Annotated in this window: 15 protein-coding genes and 1 riboswitch; of the genes, 10 read left to right on the top strand and 5 right to left on the bottom strand. The window is 52.4% G+C overall.

Annotated features, from left to right (window positions below; translation table 11 throughout):
* Positions 1-7 precede the first annotated feature (7 nt).
* The 6 genes from KK062_RS07485 (at position 8) to KK062_RS07460 (ending at position 9398) form a co-directional block, all read left to right on the top strand.
* On the top strand, positions 8-2980 hold the full coding sequence (locus tag KK062_RS07485) for a glycosyltransferase family 117 protein (RefSeq protein ID WP_254083649.1): 2973 nt from the start codon (positions 8-10) through the stop codon (positions 2978-2980).
* An 85-nt stretch (positions 2981-3065) separates the two neighbouring features.
* Positions 3066-3440, top strand: coding sequence for a hypothetical protein (locus KK062_RS07480; protein WP_254083648.1), 375 nt, complete (start codon positions 3066-3068; stop codon positions 3438-3440).
* A 108-nt stretch (positions 3441-3548) separates the two neighbouring features.
* Positions 3549-5813 carry a TonB-dependent receptor gene (locus tag KK062_RS07475; RefSeq protein ID WP_254083647.1) on the top strand — a complete coding sequence of 755 codons (2265 nt, stop codon included), beginning with the start codon at positions 3549-3551 and terminating at the stop codon, positions 5811-5813.
* 196 nt (positions 5814-6009) lie between these two features.
* On the top strand, positions 6010-7584 hold the full coding sequence (locus KK062_RS07470; protein ID WP_254083646.1) for an Ig-like domain-containing protein: 1575 nt from the start codon (positions 6010-6012) through the stop codon (positions 7582-7584).
* Between the two features lie 498 nt (positions 7585-8082).
* Positions 8083-8901 (top strand): hypothetical protein, encoded by an 819-nt coding sequence (locus tag KK062_RS07465; RefSeq protein WP_254083645.1) that lies wholly within the window; start codon positions 8083-8085, stop codon positions 8899-8901.
* A gap of 167 nt (positions 8902-9068) precedes the next feature.
* Complete coding sequence (locus KK062_RS07460) at positions 9069-9398, top strand: hypothetical protein (protein ID WP_254083644.1); 330 nt, start codon at positions 9069-9071, stop codon at positions 9396-9398.
* Positions 9399-9402: 4 nt separating this feature from the next.
* Here the strand turns inward: KK062_RS07460 and KK062_RS07455 are convergent, their stop codons facing one another.
* Both KK062_RS07455 and lpdA read right to left on the bottom strand, forming a co-directional pair.
* Positions 9403-9756 carry a hypothetical protein gene (locus KK062_RS07455; protein WP_254083643.1) on the bottom strand — a complete coding sequence of 118 codons (354 nt, stop codon included), beginning with the start codon at positions 9754-9756 and terminating at the stop codon, positions 9403-9405.
* Between the two features lie 97 nt (positions 9757-9853).
* Positions 9854-11245, bottom strand: coding sequence for a dihydrolipoyl dehydrogenase (lpdA, locus tag KK062_RS07450; protein ID WP_254083642.1), 1392 nt, complete (start codon positions 11243-11245; stop codon positions 9854-9856).
* Positions 11246-11446: 201 nt separating this feature from the next.
* On the opposite strand from lpdA, the gene fabG reads away from it, so the two are divergent.
* The 4 genes from fabG (at position 11447) to KK062_RS07430 (ending at position 16482) form a co-directional block, all read left to right on the top strand.
* Positions 11447-12193: a 3-oxoacyl-[acyl-carrier-protein] reductase gene (gene fabG, locus KK062_RS07445; RefSeq protein WP_254083641.1), complete on the top strand. Its 747-nt coding sequence runs from the start codon at positions 11447-11449 to the stop codon at positions 12191-12193.
* Positions 12194-12426: 233 nt separating this feature from the next.
* A riboswitch (SAM riboswitch) is annotated at positions 12427-12544 on the top strand.
* A 263-nt stretch (positions 12545-12807) separates the two neighbouring features.
* Positions 12808-14130, top strand: coding sequence for an O-acetylhomoserine aminocarboxypropyltransferase/cysteine synthase family protein (locus KK062_RS07440; protein WP_254083640.1), 1323 nt, complete (start codon positions 12808-12810; stop codon positions 14128-14130).
* A gap of 79 nt (positions 14131-14209) precedes the next feature.
* Positions 14210-15256, top strand: coding sequence for a homoserine O-acetyltransferase MetX (gene metX, locus KK062_RS07435; RefSeq protein ID WP_254083639.1), 1047 nt, complete (start codon positions 14210-14212; stop codon positions 15254-15256).
* Positions 15253-16482, top strand: coding sequence for a homoserine dehydrogenase (locus KK062_RS07430; RefSeq protein ID WP_254083638.1), 1230 nt, complete (start codon positions 15253-15255; stop codon positions 16480-16482). The genes metX and KK062_RS07430 overlap by 4 nt, the downstream gene beginning before the upstream one ends.
* A 71-nt stretch (positions 16483-16553) precedes the next feature.
* Here KK062_RS07430 and KK062_RS07425 read toward each other — a convergent pair whose 3' ends face one another.
* From KK062_RS07425 to purD, 3 genes are read right to left on the bottom strand one after another with little or no spacing between them, the layout of a single operon-like run.
* A complete protein-coding gene (locus tag KK062_RS07425) occupies positions 16554-17033 on the bottom strand; it encodes a gliding motility lipoprotein GldH (RefSeq protein ID WP_254083637.1) in 480 nt (159 codons plus the stop codon).
* Positions 17030-18502, bottom strand: coding sequence for a PSP1 domain-containing protein (locus tag KK062_RS07420; protein ID WP_438835847.1), 1473 nt, complete (start codon positions 18500-18502; stop codon positions 17030-17032). Before KK062_RS07420 ends, KK062_RS07425 begins: the two co-directional genes overlap by 4 nt.
* Positions 18503-18507: 5 nt before the next feature.
* Complete coding sequence (gene purD, locus KK062_RS07415; RefSeq protein ID WP_254083636.1) at positions 18508-19794, bottom strand: phosphoribosylamine--glycine ligase; 1287 nt, start codon at positions 19792-19794, stop codon at positions 18508-18510.
* Between the last annotated feature and the right edge of the window lie 173 nt (positions 19795-19967).

Below are 19967 nucleotides of genomic sequence, written 5' to 3'. Positions count from 1 at the left end.
AAACCTCATGAATTCAACTTTTCAGAAATTCAACAACATCGTTGGCTGGGGCGTCTTCGCGATTGCGCTCATAAGCTACTGGCTTACCATGGAAGAAACAGCCAGCTATTGGGACTGCGGTGAGTTCATTTCCGTTTCCTACAAGCTGCAAGTACCCCACCCTCCGGGAGCTCCGTTGTTCCTCCTCATCGGGCGCATGTTCTCCTTCCTCGCCATGGGCGATGTTACAAAAGTTGCATACTGGATTAACTTCAGCAGTGTACTCGCCAGCGCGTTTACCGTACTGTTCCTGTTCTGGTCCATTACCCTGTTCGGCCGCAAGCTGATGAAAATCCGCCCTTCGGAAGAGATTCCGTCCGACAAAATATGGGTGCTGCTGGGCGCCGGCCTCGTGGGGTCACTGGCTTACACCTTCTCCGACTCCGCCTGGTTCTCAGCCGTGGAAGCGGAAGTGTACGCCATGTCATCATTCTTCACCGCCTTTGTGGTGTGGGCCATGATGAAGTGGGATGTCATTGAAGACGAATCCAAGGCCAACCGCTGGCTGCTCCTGATCTTTTATATGATGGGCCTTTCCATCGGCGTCCACTTATTGAACCTCGTAACGATCCCCGCACTGGCGCTCGTATATTACTTTAAAAAGTATACACCTACCATGTGGGGTGTGATTGCCTCCATGTTGATCAGCTTACTGATCATCTTCTTTATCAACGAGATCATCATCCCCGGATTGCCGACGTTCGCCGGCCACTTCGAAGTATTCTTTGTCAACACCCTCGGCCTGCCGTTCAACACCGGCGCGTTGGTCTTTACGATCATACTGGTTTCCGCACTGGTGTGGGGCATCGTGTTCTCGCAAAAGCGGCAGCGCGTCGTGCTCAACACGTTCCTCAACGCTGTAGCCTTCATTCTCGTAGGCTACGCATCGTACGCCCTGGTCGTGATCCGCTCGAACGACAACCCGCCGATCGACGAAAATGATCCGTCGGATGTGATGAGCTTCGTAAGCTACCTCAAGCGCGAGCAATACGGTAGCCGTCCGTTGCTGTACGGACCGTACTTCACCGCCCAGGTAACCGGCATTAAAGAAGGCGCCGCCATCTACAAGAAAGGCAAAGACAAATACGAGATCAAAGACCATAAATTTGAATACGAGTACGACCCCGGTCAGCAAACCTTTCTGCCACGGATTTATAGCAGCGACCCCGAGCACGCACGCATCTACCGCTCCGAGTTGAATCTGCAGGAAGGCGAAAAGCCGAAGTTCTTCTCCGACAACCTGCGTTTCATGTTCGAGCACCAGATCGGCAACATGTACATGCGTTATTTCATGTTCAACTTCGCCGGCCGCGAGAGCGACATTCAAGGCGCCGACTGGCTCAGTCCGATGCACTGGTTTGACAAGCTGCCGACGGAGCTGGCCGAAAATGCCGGCCGCAACAACTTCTTCATGATCCCGTTCGTGCTCGGTCTCATCGGCATGTTCTGGCAATCGGTACACAACACGCGTAACTTCGTGGTGGTAGCCCTGCTCTTCATCCTCACGGGTGTAGCGCTGGTCGTATACCTCAACTCGCCGCCGACCGAGCCGCGCGAACGTGACTATATCTACACAGGCTCATATTATGCTTTCTGTTTCTGGATCGGCTTTGCCGTCATTGCCATTGCAGAGTGGTTAGGTAGAATAGTAGGCAATCTAAAGACCGCGGCCGTCATCGCCACGCTGGTTTGCTTTTCGGCGCCCGTGCTCATGGCACAACAAGGCTGGGATGATCACAACCGCGCGAACCGCTACTTCTCCGTAGACTCTGCGGTAAACTATTTACAATCCTGCGCGCCGGAAGCCGTGCTGTTTACCGGGGGTGATAACGATACCTTCCCCCTCTGGTATGCACAGGACGTGGAAGGTGTGCGCACCGACGTACGCGTAATCGTGTTGAGCTACTACAACACCGACTGGTACATCGACCAGACTACGCGCGCCGCATACGAATCGAAGCCGTTCCCGTATACCCTTACGGTAGAAAACTACCGCGACGACAAGACACAGTACATTCCGTACTACAATGCAGGCATCAAACAGATGGACCTGAAGAAATACCTGGAGCTGCTGCGCGACAACAATAAAAGCCTACTGCACCCCGAGTATCGCGGCGAGCGCTATATGCTGCCTACTAAAGACATCGTGTTGAAAGTGGATGTTGATAAAGTGCGTAGCCTGGGCATCATTCCCGAAGGCATGGACAGCCTCGTGGTACCCGAAATGCACCTGCGCGTAAAAGGAAACGCCCTGGAAAGAAAAGACCTGGCGATGCTCGATATGCTGGCCTCCGCCAACTGGGAGCGTCCGCTCTATGTCAACAATACGTCACTGGCACAATTCAATGTGGACCTGAGCCGCTACGTGGTACAGGAAGGCAACGCTTATCGCATTCTGCCGGTGTTTAATCCCAACTCGTTCAACCAGGCCGAATTGGTCAACACCAAAGTGAGCACGGAGAATATGCTGAAGAAATTCCAGTTCCGCAACCTGGACGATCCGAACGTATACTATACACAGGACTATCGCAATTTCGTGCTCAACCATCGCAGCAGCTTCAACTCCCTGGCACAGGCACTCGTCAACAAAGGCGAAACCGCCAAAGCCCGCGAAGTATTGCTGTTCAGCCTGTCGCACATGCCCGACACGTCAATCCCCTATGACTACACGTCGGCGCAAGCTGTCGCCCTGCTCTTCGAAGTAGGCGAAAAAGCAAAAGCCCTCGAGATTGCGAACATCATGTGGCCCCGCGCCGACGCCCTGGCCGACTACTACATCCGCACGCGCGACTACGGCCGCGACCTGCAGGTAAACGTCATCATCCTCGGCGAGCTGCAACGCGTACTGGCACAATACGGCGAGAAAGAGCTGGCCGAGAAGGTCGAAAACGCATACTCGAAGCACGGCGCCGCCCTGCAGCTCGACCGTTCGAACTTCTAGTCGAAAACATCACCCAATACCAAAAGAGGTTGCATCCGGCAACCTCTTTTCTTTTATAGCCAACCCATTTTCCTACTTTTGCCGTGTGACCCGCGGAAGCACCCTGATACTGATCGTATACGCCATGACCATGCTCAGCTACGGCGCACTGGAAATGGGTCACGACCTCCTGCACTACCTCGACGCCCACAGCCACATTCACGTCCATCACCACGAGCATGGGCACGACCACACAATTAACGATCACCATCATCATTCCCACGACGAGGTACATAGCCATATCCATGCCTCTGAGCCCGCTAGTGCGGAGCTGCCGTCGTTGGTGAGTCTCTTCCTCTACACACAATCTCTCGCGGACATTCTCTTCATACGTCACCTCCTGGATCGTATACCACCGATCGGGACGAATGTACCCCGTTCATTATACCGCTCTCCCACGACCCCACCTCCCCGGTGCTAAGCCACCATCGATTAACATTTTAGAGGTTCATTCATACCCCCGTATAAAAATGCGCACCTGGCGCAATGCAAGGGCATGAACCCCAGATCATTTTTGACTATTTCTTCCATGAAACAAAGTATACTATCAATACTATACATAGTACTGTTAGCCCCTACCCTCTTGTTTGCACAAAGCACGGGCACGCTAACAGGCACAATCACGCAAGAGGGCAAGGTCCCCTTGCCCGACGTAAACGTCTACCTGCCGTCATTGAACCGTGGCACCTCCACCGACAAGCTCGGCCGCTTCAAGATCACCGATCTACCCTCCGGCCAATATGATATCCATATATCCTTTGTCGGTTACGCCGCCGTGCAACAACCTGTCATGATCCAATCCAGCGAAACATCCGTCTTCAACGCCATGCTCAAACCCGGCGACTTATTACTGGAAGACGTCGTCGTACAGGATCAGCTGGCACAGGAGACAAACACACTCTCGCAGGTAGACATCCGCTTACGCCCGATCAACACGTCGCAGGATATTCTGCGCATGGTCCCCGGCCTCTTCATCGCGCAGCATGCCGGTGGCGGTAAAGCCGAGCAGATCTTCCTGCGCGGATTCGACATCGATCACGGCACCGACATCAACCTGGAAGTAGACGGTCTGCCCGTTAACATGGTGTCACACGCGCACGGCCAGGGTTACTCCGACCTGCACTTTCTTATTCCTGAGATCGTCGGCACCGTAGATTTTAACAAAGGCCCTTACTATGCCGCCAGGGGAAACATGACGACGGCCGGCTACGCCGCGTTCCACACCCGCGATGCGCTCGACCAGGATATGATCAAGGTCGAAGGCGGCCGCTTCGGCACCTTCCGCAACGTGAATGCCATTACCCTGTTCGACAAGCAGCAAGATGACCGGCGCAGCAACGCCTACATCGCTTCCGAATACTTCCGCACCGATGGATTCTTCGACGCAAACCAAAACTTCAACCGGCTGAACTTAATGGGCAAGTATACCGCTTACCTCGACGGCAGTCAGGTCGTTACGGCAGGGCTGTCGACGTTCAACAGCCGGTGGGATGCCTCGGGGCAGGTACCTGCGCGCGCCGTCGCCAACGGCGACATCACCCGCTTTGGTTCGATCGATCCCACGGAGGGCGGCGAGACGTCGCGTTCGAATGCCTGGATCAAACACCTGAAGACGCTCGACAACGGGGCTGTGATCGAAAACCAGCTATACTACAGCCGGTACGATTTTAACCTCATCTCGAATTTTACGTTCTTCCTGAACGATCCTATCAACGGCGATCAGCTTACACAGAGCGAAACCCGCAACATCTATGGCTATCGCGGCAGCTACACGCAGGATCTTACGCTCGCCGGCCTGCCGGTGCAAAGTGAAGTCGGCGCAGGCTTTCGGTACGATGACATAAACGATATACACTTGTATCACACCCGGTCGCGCAGGGTATTTCTAAAAGACATCGCGCGCGGCGACATCGACGAGACAAACCTGTATGCCTACATGCAGGAGACACTTCACCTCTCGCCAAAGCTCTCGGTAAACGCCGCCGTACGCCTCGATCATTTCACCTTCAACTATATCGATGCGCTCACACCCGAGTACGACCGGCAAAGTGTCAGCAAGGCCACCGTCAGCCCCAAGCTTAACGTCAGCTACAACGCCACGCGCAAGCTAAACCTGTTTGTGAAAAGCGGTATCGGCTTTCACTCCAATGATACACGCGTGGTCGTAGCCCAACACGGCGAGGACATCCTGCCAAAGGCTTACGGCGTCGACGTCGGTGCAACCTTGAAGGTAAGCAACAGGCTGTTACTGACCGCCGCCGCCTGGACACTGCACCTCGATCAGGAGTTTGTCTACGTCGGCGATGAAGGCGTCGTCGAACCCGGTGGCAAAACCGCGCGCCAGGGTCTTGACCTTTCCCTACGTTATCAGATCATGCCCTGGCTCTACCTCGACGGCGACGTAAACCTGACAGATCCCAAAGCAAAAGATGCTCCCGAAGGTGAAGATTATATTCCGCTGGCGCCCACGCTCACCAGCATCGGCGGTATTTCGTTCCGGCTGAAGAATGGCATCAACGGCAGCCTCCGCTATCGTTACATGGGTGATCGCGCCGCGAACGAAGACAACTCGGTCGAAGCAAAAGGATACTTCCTCGCCGACGCCGTGCTAAAGTATACACGCGCTAAATTCGAGCTGAGCTTTGTAGCCGAGAACCTGTTCAACGAAGCGTGGAACGAAGCCCAATTCGATACCGGGTCAAGACTTCAAAACGAGATCGATCCGGTCTCCGAAATACACTTCACTCCCGGCACGCCCTTCTTCTTCAAGACGGGAATCTCGTTCTTCTTTTAACTTGCACCTGGCTCGTGCCGGCGCCGTCTCCTAAAAGAGGCATTTGGTTGGAATCCAAATGCCTCTTTTTTTTTAGCATGTCGGTATATAAAAAATCACCCAATAGCTATTTGTTCCACTGGCAACCCGACGGCATTTCTTCACGTTGTTACGGCACCTCAAAAAAGTATACACTTGTCCAACCCCCATTTTTATCATGCAAACAAAGTTTCTCCTACCGCTGTACGCCAGTTGCCTCCTGTTACTCGCACTAACCACATCTTCATGTAGTAGCGACGACAACAACAAATCCGAAAACGACGGTACGCTCTCCCTGCGCTTCACTAACCCTACCAGCGGCCAGACCATCAGCGGCACCGTTACCGTATCCCTGCAGGCCGAAGGTACCAGCACGCCCGACAAAATAGATCTATACCTAAACGACGCCCTGATCGAAACCCTCACCATTACACCCTATTCATTCTCCTGGAACACAACGACACTGACCGCCGGCGCCTACCGCCTGAAAGCCGTTGCCATCGACCTCGCGGGACGCGAGGCAGAAGCAAGCGTACAGGTGACACTACAACCATCCCAAACACAGGAGCTTCTGACCGTACCGGTACGCGCAGGTTTCTTCCACGGTACCAACCGACCGGAGAAAGGGTACATTGTCATCACCGATCACGACTGGAACCTCATCGTTTCCGGCGAGCTTCAAAATGACAAAACACTAACCCTCGCTTCAAATACTTTTACAGGCGACGACTTCATTGTAACAGAGCTCTATATAAACAACGATTACATCAATGCCACGTCGTATCTTCATACCGCCGCGGGCACCTGGTCGTTGAACGATCCCTATTTATTAGAAGCGCGCAATCCGATCAACGTGTCCGTTAACTTCCTAACAAGCGGCGCCAACTACACGGTAAGCACCAACGCAAATTTCTCTTCGCCCTCCATTTACAGCAATGCCTTTTTTAACGAGCTCAACCTGCTGTCAAAAGATCTGGACCTTACCGTTTCACCGGGCAAGCTTTACGTAACTCAGTATGGCCAGGGCGCCCTGTACTTCCATATGTATGATGACAACACCATTGTAAAAGGCGGCCAGTACAAGGTCGACCTCTCCCAAATAAACACCGATGATATCCGCTACCAGCTTCTCGACCATCCGGTAGAAGTAGAGCCTGGTCGGAACGCAACGGTCGAGCTTTTCGGACTCACAACGGCCGGCTCATTACAAGAGGGTTTCCGCATCGGCATCTTTCAACAGTTCGATAACGTCCTGGCCTACTTCCTGCCGCCCGACGATTTTAATCCCTTTCAGGACTACTTCTCTATTACATCTTTTACCTGGCAAAATCGAGAAATCGAAAACTCCGGCTTCGGTCTGTACGACTTAAGCCGTCCCGAAGTCCAGGCTACCATCAGCGACGAGACCACGGCAGGCCTGACCTTCACCACCAGCGGCGATCTTGATCTCTTCCAGCTGACATTCGATGTTGGTGAAGACGCAACCTTTGTGGACGGAACCTGGCGGGTTGTTGGCCCCGCTGTCAACGACCAACACATTCAGGCTCCCGAACTGCCAGAGTACATCCAGGATGCTCTTTGGTTTACAGACTTCAAGACCGTTCGTGTTAAAGGGAAGGTTCGTCTAATTGACTATACATCGCTTGACAGCTATGCCGACATCACGACACATATCCGAAACACACCGCGCGGCTTTACGGCGCTAAACGATAAAAAAGAAAAAAAACAAGTAGATCTAGACTTTAGAAATTAACGATAGATACATTTAGATCTCTGGCGCGAGTGTCGCACCGGCGCTAACGCTTAGTGCGACACTCGCGTCAGAGATGGCGTTAAGCACCGGGCGTTAGCAGAAGCGTTGAATTCCACACCGCAATCGTATGCGGAAATAATAGGCAATAACCGGAAATTATAGGACAAAAGCTGTCATTTGCGGCCATCCACGGCTCCCTCATTTGCAAAGATCACCACGATCGTGTTCTTTAGAGATATATAAAAAAGATATCACGACTTCCCCAAAATTTGCCTTGCAGGGACCGGATATAAAGGGGATGTCCTAGTGTTGAGCTAGAGTCAAGCTAGACTTAAGCTAGAGATAAGCTAGTGCTAAAAGGACTAGGACAACAGTCGCATATCCCTCGCAACAGACGCGGGTATATAGATAGTACGAATGGATTTTGCCGACTTGCGGCGACCTTTTTTTGGGGTCGTCCTGGAATGTTATTGCAATCAATTAACCAATTATAAACGTATGGCAACATTAAAAGGGCTCGATATAACCGGGCCGTTAGGAAATCTCAGCATCTACGAGATTCGTGGCGTCGATAAAAAAATCGTTCGTCAGAAAGGCGGTCCTGATCGCAAAGACGTCCTGCATGGCGAGAATTTTTCCAACACGCGACGACATCATCGGGAGTTTACGGCTGTCACGCTGGCTGCACAGCATGTGCGGTGGACGTTTCACACCCTTCGGGACTTGTCAGGCGGGTTCAACTTCACCGGGCCCATCAATGCACTCATCAGGCTCGTACAAAAGCAAGATGGCCTGAGTGAATGGGGCACACGCAATATTGTTCTTTCCCGATACCCTGACGTGCTGCGAGGCTTCCCACTCAATAAAGTAAACCTGTTTGATACGATCGTCCGGACCACACTGGAGTGGTCCCTGGACCGCCCCACCCGCACAGCCCGTGTTGCGATCCCTGCACTGATGCGAGGGGTCAATTTTCTTCCACAGGACGATCATGCGCTATTCCGCTTCGAGATCTCGATGGGTATGGCACCAGACTTTACTTATGACCACGACCGCAAAGAGTTTCTTCCTCCGAAATGGTATGGAAGTCTCAATAACGGTACGGGTACGCTTAAAGCAGAAACATCCTGGTACCCCGCCAAGCAAGGCTGCCCATCCTCCACATTGGAAATAGCGCTGGACCGCATACCAGAAGACGAAGCCTATACGCTGGTACTCACAATCGGCATCCGCTTCGGAGCGCTATACGGCGATAGCATCGTCAAAGAAGTGAAATACGCCGGCGCCGCGAAGATCCTCGGCGCAGCAGGCGCATAATATATTCTGGCGCGAGTGTTTAACGCTCGCGCCAGGCTTAAGGTTCGTCGCATTAGAAACAACGTATCGCCTAGGCATCCAACGTACCGGGTACTGAAGATTTTGGAGTTGTTTGAAAAATTATGCGCCTAATTTATCGCGATGAATTATATTTGGCCTTTAACTGTATGCAGAAGATTAAAGATCAGGTATTCAACATCAACGATGCCACCTCGTTTGTCAAGCAACTTCGGAATTATGAAATCAAGAAGATTCTTAGCGAAGCAAGTCTAAGGGCTTATCTCTCAGAACGGTACCAGATCGAAAATCTATCGAAGGTAAAAACAACCTTCATGTGGAAATCACTGAAGGAGTTGCAGATAGCACCTGTCAATTGGGTTCACTACAGCCCGATCATGCTAACCTTACAAGAAGATCCGGATCACGAGGCAGCGATGGAGTACTGTCTCACCATTGTGCACGACGAGATCTTTGCGTCCATCAAGCACCTTATTTAATCTTTTACTTCTTCCCGAGCATAAGAATCTGCTCCAGGTCTTCTTCCGATTTGTAAAACTTCCCTTTGTACTTGAAGTCGTGTTTCGTACAGAAAACCATGTGTACATTTCCTTTTTCGTCGGTCATTAATATCCGCCATGTTGGAGAGAACTTTATTGAATCCAATTCGGCGTTATTTATAGCGTCAACAAATTGCGTTACAACGTCACGGTCGTTGACTATTTTGGCATTATCCAGCGAGGAAGTATTTTCTTCAATTCTGATCTCTTCGATTTGATTTGCCTTAAACATTTCGGGTTTGCTGCATCCCGCGAGCACGAGCAGAAAACAAATACACCAAATCAGGTTCTTTTTCATGTCATTTATTCTTTATACGACTCATCGATATACGACCTTCAAAAAAAAGCGGCTACCTTTTAGGTAGCCGCTCTCGTATTATTCTTTACATCACGGCTTACAAGTGAATCACTTCACCATAAGCAGCCGCAGCCGCTTCCATAATCGCTTCACTCATTGTCGGGTGCGGATGCACTGACTTGATGATCTCGTGGCCTGTTGTCTCCAGCTTACGTGCTGCTACGACTTCGGCAATCATCTCGGTTACGTTCGCACCGACGAAGTGCGCGCCTAACCATTCGCCATACTTCGCATCAAAGATCACTTTCACAAAGCCGTCGGTAGCGCCGGCAGCCTTTGCTTTGCCCGAAGCCGAGAAGGGAAACTTGCCCACTTTGATCTCGTAGCCGGCTTTCTTCGCGCCTTCTTCGGTATACCCTACCGAAGCGACCTCTGGTGTGCAATAGGTACAGCCGGGGATGTTATTATAGTTCAGCGGCTCAGGATTCTGACCGGCGATCTTTTCTACGCAAATGATACCTTCGGCAGACGCTACGTGTGCCAGGGCCTGGCCTTTTACGATATCACCGATAGCATATACGCCGGGCACGTTGGTTTGGTAGAAGTCGTCTACCAACACTTTGCCTTTCTCGGTCTTCACGCCCACGTCTTCCAGGCCTATACCTTCCAGGTTGGTTGCTACACCTACTGCCGACAGGACGATGTCCGCTTCCAGTTTGATCTCGCCATCGGGCGTTTTTACGGTTGCTACACAGCCTTTGCCAGAGGTATCAACTTTCGTTACTTCCGAGTTGACATAGATCTTCATGCCATCCTTCTTGAAGATCTTATCAAGTGTTTTTGACACTTCCTCGTCTTCAACCGGCAGAATACGCGGCAGGAACTCGATGACAGTCACTTCCGTGCCCAGTGCATTATAGAAGTACGCAAACTCGATGCCGATGGCACCTGAGCCTACGACCAGCATTTTCTTGGGTTGCTCGGGCAGTACCATGGCCTCGCGGTAGCCGATGATCTTCTTGCCGTCGATCTTCATGGCGGGTAGCTCGCGTGAGCGGCCACCGGTTGCCACGATCGTATGTTTCGCTTCGTAGTCGGTCTTCTTACCGGCGGCATCGGTCACTTCCACTTTGCCACCTTTCTTCAGTTTACCGAAACCTTCGAGAAGGTCGATCTTATTTTTCTTGAACAGGAATTGTACACCTTTGCTGTTGCTGGCGGCCACGTCGCGGCTGCGCTTTACTATACCTGCAAAATCGGCTTTAAAGTCTTTTACCTCTACACCGTAATCTTTGGCGTGCTTGATGTATTCAAAAACGTTCGCGCTTTTCAACAATGCTTTGGTGGGGATACAGCCCCAGTTGAGGCAGATACCACCTATTTCGGCCTTCTCCACTACCCCTACCTTCATTCCCAGTTGAGAGGCACGGATGGCTGCCACGTACCCCCCGGGACCACTCCCGATCACAATCAGATCATATTTTGACATAGTATAGGATTTATAATTCGCTGCCAAATATACGCGGTGCCACTACATTTACGCAACGTTTGAAATAAGGAATGCTCCCGCCGCCATTTTCTCGTGTTTTTGCTGGAATTGACTATTTTTGGCACTTTTTGGCAGCGATCCTTTCGGCCAAACCGGAGGGTGCGACATTTAATTTTAACACCGGAATTTGAACTTTTTGGTATGAAACTATTACAAGGAAAAACAGCGCTTGTCACAGGCGCATCAAAAGGCATCGGAAGGTCTATTGCCTTGAAGTATGCCGAACAAGGCGCACAGGTGGCCTTCACATATCTGTCCAGCGTGGAGCAAGGACAAGCCCTTGAAGCGGAGCTTACCGCCAAAGGTGTGAAGGCGAAGGGTTATCGCTCGGATGCATCCGACTACGCGCAAGCGGAAAAGCTGATCAACGATGTGATCGCTGACTTTGGCTCGCTGGACATCCTCGTAAACAATGCCGGCATCACGGCCGATACACTGCTGCTGCGCATGACTGTAGAGATGTGGGACAAGGTGATCAACGTCAACCTGAAATCTTGCTTCAATACCGTGAAGGCTGTCACCAAACAAATGATGAAACAGAAAGGCGGCTCGATCATTAACATGACGTCGGTGGTAGGTCTGAAAGGCAACGCCGGTCAGGCTAACTATGCGGCATCGAAAGCCGGTATCATTGGCTTTACGAAGTCGGTTGCCCTGGAGCTTGGCTCGCGTGGCATTCGCGCGAACGCCGTGGCACCCGGTTTCATTGAGACCGAAATGACGGCAGTGCTCGACCAGAAAGTCGTGCAAACGTGGCGCGACGCCATTCCGCTGAAACGCGGTGGCCGCCCCGAAGACGTCGCCGATGCGTGTGTGTTCCTGGGCTCGGATATGTCTACGTACATCTCCGGCCAGGTGCTGCAGGTTGACGGCGGCATGCTGACCTAGCGATTCAAAATTCATCCGCCACACACTGTCAACCAGGTGTGGCGGATCTTTTTCAGATCCCACCCGGCGCGGTTCAAAAAAGCGCCTCTACGATATTCCCAGTGCGGTTTTTACACAAATTCCCGAACGCTTGTACGGTGTTTTGCCATAATTTTTTTCTGACGGCGTTTGGAAAGCAGCTTTTCAGGCTCTAGGTTTGTAGTATCAAAGTCGAATGGGCATACCTGCCAATCGATTTATAAAGAAGCGCGGAGAGACAGGCTCTAAGAAGCGCTAGCAACCACTCCCAATAGGGAAAAGGTGCTAAATCCTGACTCCGGCTTGGATGGTCCAGGCCGGGAAATATAAAACGATGAAAATGAAAAGCATCATCAACACCATCTTTCCCGGATCGGCCCTTCTTCAGGGTCCGCGTGCTTACGTCTCTGCTTTATTCAGCTCTATTATTTGTTGTATGTGCAACAACGCGTGTTGTTGTATGTGCCGTTGCTAGCAGCGCACCGCCATTAGCAACACACTAGCGTACGATCTACCCGGTGACAGGTACGATTACGGCTACGTCCACGTCGCGCCACCTCTACAACAAATCATTCACTGAATAAAACATTAACATCATGTCAACCTTACGTTTCGAAACACTACAGCTTCACGCAGGCCAGGAAATAGATCCCACAACAGGCGCACGCGCCGTACCCATTTACCAAACTACCTCGTACGGTTTCCGCGACTCCGAGCATGGCGCCAACCTCTTTGCCCTCAAAGAATTTGGCAACATCTATAGCCGCATCATGAACCCGACCAACGACGTGTTTGAAAAACGCCTCGCAGCATTGGAAGGCGGCGTTGCAGCACTCGCGACGGCTTCGGGACAAGCTGCGCAATTCATTGCCCTCAATAATATACTTCAGGCCGGTGACAATTTTGTTACCACAACGTTCTTATACGGCGGCACCTATAATCAATTCAAGGTAGCCTTCAAACGCCTCGGTATCGATGTGCGTTTCGCTGACGGCGACAAAGCCGAGTCCTTTGAAAAACTGATCGACAAAAACACCAAAGCCTTATACCTGGAGACCATCGGCAATCCGGGCTTTAATATACCGGACTTCGAAGCCATCGCCGCGATTGCCAAGAAGCATGACTTGCCGCTCATTGTCGACAATACGTTCGGCGCGGGAGGTTACCTCTTCCGTCCGCTCGAGCACGGCGCACACATTGTCGTAGCCTCTGCCACCAAATGGATCGGCGGCCATGGCACTTCTATTGGCGGTGTCATTATTGATGGCGGCAACTATAACTGGGGCAATGGCAAATTCCCGCAGTTTACGGAGCCTTCGGAAGGGTATCACGGTTTGAAGTTCGCGGAAGTATTTGGTGAAGGTAATCCGCTGGGGCTTCCCAACATTGCCTTTATCATTCGTGCACGCGTAGAGGGCTTGCGCGACTTTGGTCCGGCGCTGAGCCCCTTCAACGCGTTCTTGTTATTGCAGGGATTGGAAACACTGTCGCTGCGTGTACAACGCTCCGTCGATAACGCGCTGGCATTGGCACAGTGGCTGGAGCAACACCCGCTGGTGGAGAAAGTATTCTATCCCGGCCTGCCGAGCAGCCCGCATCACAAGCTGGCGAAGAAATACCTGCGCAATGGTTTTGGCGGTGTATTCTCGTTCACGCTGCGCGGTACCAAACAACATACGACGCGTTTTGTCGATAGCCTGAAATTGGTGAGCCACCTGGCGAACGTGGGCGATGCCAAAACGCTCATTATACAACCTTCGGCCACCACGCACCAGCAGCTTAGTGATGCCGAGCAGGCAGCGGCCGGTGTATTGCCGAACCAGTTGCGCATCTCGGCGGGCATCGAACACATCGATGACCTGAAGGCCGATCTGCAACAGGCCTTCGAGAAAGTGTTCGAAGGAGAATTAGTATCCTAAGTTAAAGTAGTTTATAGAGTACCTGAACGTCCCTTTCCGGTAACACCGGAAAGGCGACTTCGGGGAGAGTAAGTGAAGCATGCAAAAGCACGATCATACATTCCACCACCAGCATCCCTTTCCGCTCGAAGCCGGCGGCGTATTGCCAGGTTTTCAATTGCGATACACCACGTTAGGGAAGCTCAACCACGATCGTTCCAACATCGTCTGGGTTTGTCACGCACTGACGGGCAGCTCTGATTTCACCGATTGGTGGGGCGACCTGTTTCGCGAAGGCAGCGCGTTCGATCCCAACCATTATTTCATCATCTGCGTGAACATGCTCGGCGGCTGCTACGGCTCTACCGGCCCGCTGTCGATCAACCCCGAAACCGGCAAGCCGTTTTACCACGCGTTTCCGACGTTGACAAACCGCGACTCGGTGCGTGCTTTCGACCTGCTGCGTCGGGAGCTACAGATCGATAGCATCCATACATTGCTCGGCGGCTCTCTCGGTGGACAACAAGCGTTGGAGTGGGCTATTCAGCAACCCGGTGTCTTCAAACATCTTATCGCGCTCGCGACAAACGCTGCGCACTCACCGTGGGGCATTGCCTTTAATGAAGCACAGCGGCTGTCGATCGAAGCCGATCCTACGTGGAAAGAAAACGATCCGCGTGCCGGTGCCCAGGGCCTCAAGGCTGCCCGTGCTATCGGTATGCTCTCCTATCGTTACTACGAAACATTCAACCAGACACAGATCGAAAAGGACCACGACAAGCTCGACGACTTCCGCGCCTCCACGTACCAACGGTACCAGGGCGAGAAGCTCGTGAACCGCTTCGATGCCTTTTCGTACTATACACTTTCTAAAATGATGGACAGCCACAACGTTGGCCGTACGCGCGAAAGCATCGAGGCCGCGTTGCAGACGGTCCAGGCCAGGACTCTTATCGTAGGCATCGACACCGATATACTCTTCCCGGTGCACGAGCAAAAATTCCTGGCTACTAACATTCCGGGGGCCACGTACATCGAGCTTACTTCGCTCTATGGACACGATGGCTTCCTAGTGGAGTTCGAACAATTGGATTCAGTCATAAAACACTTTTATCAGCAAAAGCAATTAAGCACGGTATTATCATGAGAAAGAAACTTAAGTTAGGTTTGTTTGGATTCGGATGTGTGGGACAAGGACTCTATCACGTACTGAACGAAACACACGGCAGTGTAGAGGCCGAGATCAAAAAGGTCTGCGTTAAAAATAAAACCAAAGAACGCCCCGTAAACGACGACTTCTTTACCTTCGACAAAGAAGAAATCCTCAACAATCCCGAGATTGATGTTGTCGTCGAGCTCATCGACGACGCCCGTGCTGCTTTTGAAATCGTAAAGACCGCCCTCCTCAACGGCAAAGCCGTGATCACTGCCAACAAAAAGATGCTGGCCGAACACCTGCAGGAAATCTACAACCTGCAAAAGCAAACCGGTCTTCCGGTGCTTTACGAAGGAGCCGTCTGCGGTAGCATTCCCATCCTGCGTAACCTGGAAGAGTATTATGACAACGATCTGCTGAACAGCATCGAAGGTATCTTCAACGGTTCGACCAACTATATCCTCACGAAGGTTTTCGAAGAAAAGAAGAGCTACGCCGATGCGCTGAAGAAAGCGCAAGAGTTGGGCTTTGCCGAAAGCGACCCGAGTCTCGACGTGAAAGGCTACGACCCCAAGTATAAACTGGTCATCGCCATTGCGCACACCTTCGGCCTGTTCCTCAAGCCCGAAGACATCATCAACATCGGCATTGATAAAATCTCCGACCAGGACCTGAAGTTCGCCCGCGACAATGGCTACTTCATTAAATTGATCGCACGGTCGTTCCGCATTCAGAACAAGGTATATGGTTTCGTGGCACCGCAGTTCATAGAAGCCACGAACCCGCTCGCCTCGGTACGCAACGAGTATAACGCCGTACAAGTGCAAGGTGCCTTCGCTGAAAAACAATTGTTTATCGGCAAAGGCGCCGGTAGCTACCCCACCGGATCGGCGGTATTGTCCGATATCTCCGCGCTATCGTATGACTATGCCTACGAGTATAAAAAATTCCACCAGGCTGATCGCTTCGAGTTCTCGAACGACCTCCTTGTAGATGCACACGTCAGCTTTGATGATACGATCAAAATTTCGATTCAGGATTTTGAGCTATTCCAGTCGGGCTATGCTGCAAGTGGTAAGCAGTATATGGTTGGGCAAGTGCGCCTGTCTAAGCTGCGCGAGTGGTCGCAGCAGGATGGCGTAGGTATCATCCTGGCGCAGGGGGCTACTTTTACGCCGATTGCGGCTACTGTAAAGAAAGAACAGGCTGTGGCTTAAATACTGGCCGATTACAAATAAAAAAAGGCAGGATGTCCATCCCGCCTTTTTTTATGGTGTTTATATTTTTCTTACGGTGCGATTTTCTCCACGCGCAGCCCCACGGCCAACACGCCATCGAGCGTATCCTTTCGCATAAACTGCTCCAGCCTTACCGTGTACTTGCCCGGCTTGGGAAACTGATAGTTGCTTAACAACACCAACTGGTGATCATATATATCGCCCAGCCCGCTGGTGCCCAGCGGCTTGCCGGACTTGGCGTCAAACAGGTAATTACCGAGCAGGTTTTTATGCAGCTGCGTGCCGGTCGAGTCATTCAGATAATAGGTAATAAAGATCCTCGACCACGGATAGGACACTTCGTTTCGGATGTTCCCGATAATGTCATACCGCGCTTGTGTATCCTGTATGTCGAATTCGAACTCGGGCTTTTCGGATACCAACCAGTGGCGGTCTTCAAAGTCTACATACTTCTCGTACACACGGTTGTCGTCACCGCAGGCCGCTACCAGCAGTCCCGCGACGATCATCCATACGGCTCTCACGCTCATTGCGGGTTATCGGGTTTGGGCGTTTGACCTTCTCCTCCACCGCGGTTCTCCCGGCCTTGTCCGCCGCCGCGATTCCCGCGGTTACGGTTACGGCTCCGCCCTTCGCGGTTACCGCCACCCCCTTCGCCGCCACCACCGCCGCGTTGTTCGCGGTTGCCACGAGGCTGTCCCTGGCCCTGGCGGTTCTGCGGGTTATTCTTTTGTTGCGGGTTGTTACCGCCTCCCGAATTTTTCTGGTGCTGCTGCCGGCCTCCACCTTGCACCTGGTCGCCAGGAGCATTGTGGCTTTCTTTTGCCGGCGCCGCGCCTTCTGCGCCAGCAGCCTGGGCGTTGGCATTGCCACGTCCATGGCCACCCTCGGGGCCTTTTTTCTTTTTCTTCTTGGTGCGCGACTTGTTCTTGAACTTCTTGTCCATCTGGTCCAGATCGCTGTTCAGCGGGCCGCCCATGACCTTCTCTTCTACAATGTCGATATCCAGTGTCGCCGGGCGCTTGCCCTCGCGATTCATGCGTAAGATGTGGTTCACGCGCTCGATGTTGAGCGGGTACCAGGTGTTTTCTTCCTTGAAGCCAAACCACATAATCTTGCGGAAGATGTCGGTCTTCTGCAGCGTTGCTTCGCCTTTTTCGGTCTGCAGCGGCGCTTCGATCTTCGGTATATCTTCCAGCGCGTCCATATAGGTTTCCAGCTCGTAGTTCAGGCAGCACTTCAGGCGTCCACATTGGCCCGACAGCTTGCTGGGGTTCAACGACAGGTTTTGATAGCGTGCCGCGCTTGTGGCCACGTTCTTAAAATCGGTTAGCCAGGTGGAGCAACACAGCTCGCGGCCACAGACACCGATGCCGCCGAGGCGGCCTGCTTCCTGACGCAGGCTGATCTGCCGCATCTCGACACGAATCTTAAACTCGCCGGCCAGGAGCTTGATCAGCTCGCGGAAGTCTACGCGGTCGTCGGCCGAATAAAAGAACGTTGCTTTGATGTTGTCGGCCTGGTATTCGATATCCGACAGCTTCATTTCCAGTTTCAGGTCGCGGACGATCTCGCGCGTGCGGTAGAGCGTAGGCAGCTCGCGTTTCTTTACCTCTTCAAATTTCTCGAGGTCTTTCTGATGCGCCAGGCGGTATATCTTTTTGATCTCTCCGTCATTGGCGATCTTCTTCTTTTGCATCTGCAACCGCACCAGCTCGCCTTGCAGCGAAACGTGGCCGATGTGATGACCGTTTGGAACTTCTACCACTACGGCATCGCCCGTGGTTAGTCCCAGCTTATCGCCGTTGCGAAAGAACTCCTTGCGGCCGTTCTTAAAGCGCACTTCTACGATATTAAATCTATCTTCTACCGGCGTGTCCATGTTCGACAGCCAGTCGAATACATTCATCTTATTACAGCCGCCGGTCTCACACGCGCCGTTGTTCTGGCAGCCGGCGACTTTGCCGTCTTTACTTTTAGTTCCACAGGAACATCCCATAGTGGTTATATTTTAAAGTTCAACAAATCCTGGCCGATATCCTTCCGGAAGTACAAGCCATCCCATTGAATCTGATCGGCCACTGCGTAGGCCTTTGCACGAGCATCTTCCAGCGACGATCCTTTGCCCGACACGGCCAGCACACGCCCGCCTTCGGTCACAACCTTGTCCTGTTGTTGCTTGGTACCAGCATGGAAGACCAGCGCGGGCTCATAGTTGCCCAGGCCGCCAATCGCCTTGCCTTTTTCATAGTCACCCGGATAGCCACCGGATACCAGCGCGATCGTGACGGAATGGTCCGGATCGATCTCGATGGTCTTGCCTTGCAGGGCACCTTTGCCCACAGCTTCCAGCAGGTCGACCAGGTCACTTTTAATACGGGGCATTACCGCCTGTGTCTCGGGGTCGCCCATGCGGGCGTTATACTCGATTACATAGGGGGTACCACCCACGTTCATAATTCCTACGAATATAAATCCTTTATAGTCAATACCGTCTTTTTGCAGACCGGCAATCGTAGGTTTTACTACTTCGTCTTCTACCCGCTTCATAAAAGCCGGTGTAGCAAACACCACGGGCGACACCGCGCCCATACCGCCCGTGTTCGGACCGGTATCACCATCGCCAATGCGTTTGTAGTCTTTTGCTTCGGGCAGAATGACATAATCTTTACCGTCGGTCAGTACAAATACCGACACTTCGATGCCGTTCAGAAATTCTTCGATCAGCACCTTGGCGCTGGCTTCACCAAACTTCTTGTTCACCAGCATGTCTTTGATCACAGCCTTGGCTTCTGTTTGGCTTAGGCTGATGATCACACCTTTACCGGCGGCCAGGCCGTCGGCCTTCAATACGATCGGAGGTTTGCACGTGCTGATATAGTCCATGGCCTGGTCCAGCTCGGCGGCCATAAAGGTGCGGGCTTTGGCGGTGGGGATGCCGTTGCGCACCATAAACTGTTTGGAAAAATCCTTGCTTCCTTCCAGTTGAGCGCCCACTTTACCGGGACCTACGATGAGAATATGTTGAAGCTTGGGGTCTTGTTCGAAATAGTCGCGGATGCCTTTTACCAATGGGGCTTCGGGGCCGACTACCAGCAGGCTGATGGATTGGGCAAGACAAAATTCGCCCAGTCTGGAAAAGTCGTCGGTGGCAATGGGCACATTCTCCGCTACCTGGGCCGTGCCGGGGTTGCCGGGGGCCACAAACAGCTTGCTGCACCGGGGACTCTGGCGAATCTTCCAAGCCAAAGCATGCTCCCTGCCGCCGTTACCAATTATGAGGATATTCATGGGTTCAAATCTCGTTGAACCTCAAAGATAGACGTGAAATCCGGTAATAAAAACAATCCGGCCGGCGGTGGCGCGGCTCTCAAAAGGTGCGCCACCCGCCGGCCGGCCTCTTGGCTTTGTTATTTCTGTGTCTTATTCAAAACTGGCGCTGGCCCCCAAGTTGGCGGTGTTGA

Origin of the sequence: Dawidia cretensis (assembly GCF_018598175.1) — a bacterium.
Taxonomy (GTDB): domain Bacteria; phylum Bacteroidota; class Bacteroidia; order Cytophagales; family Cyclobacteriaceae; genus Ohtaekwangia; species Ohtaekwangia cretensis.
The sequence above is the reverse complement of the archived record's forward strand: the minus strand, read 5'-3'. Positions and strand labels throughout refer to the sequence as shown.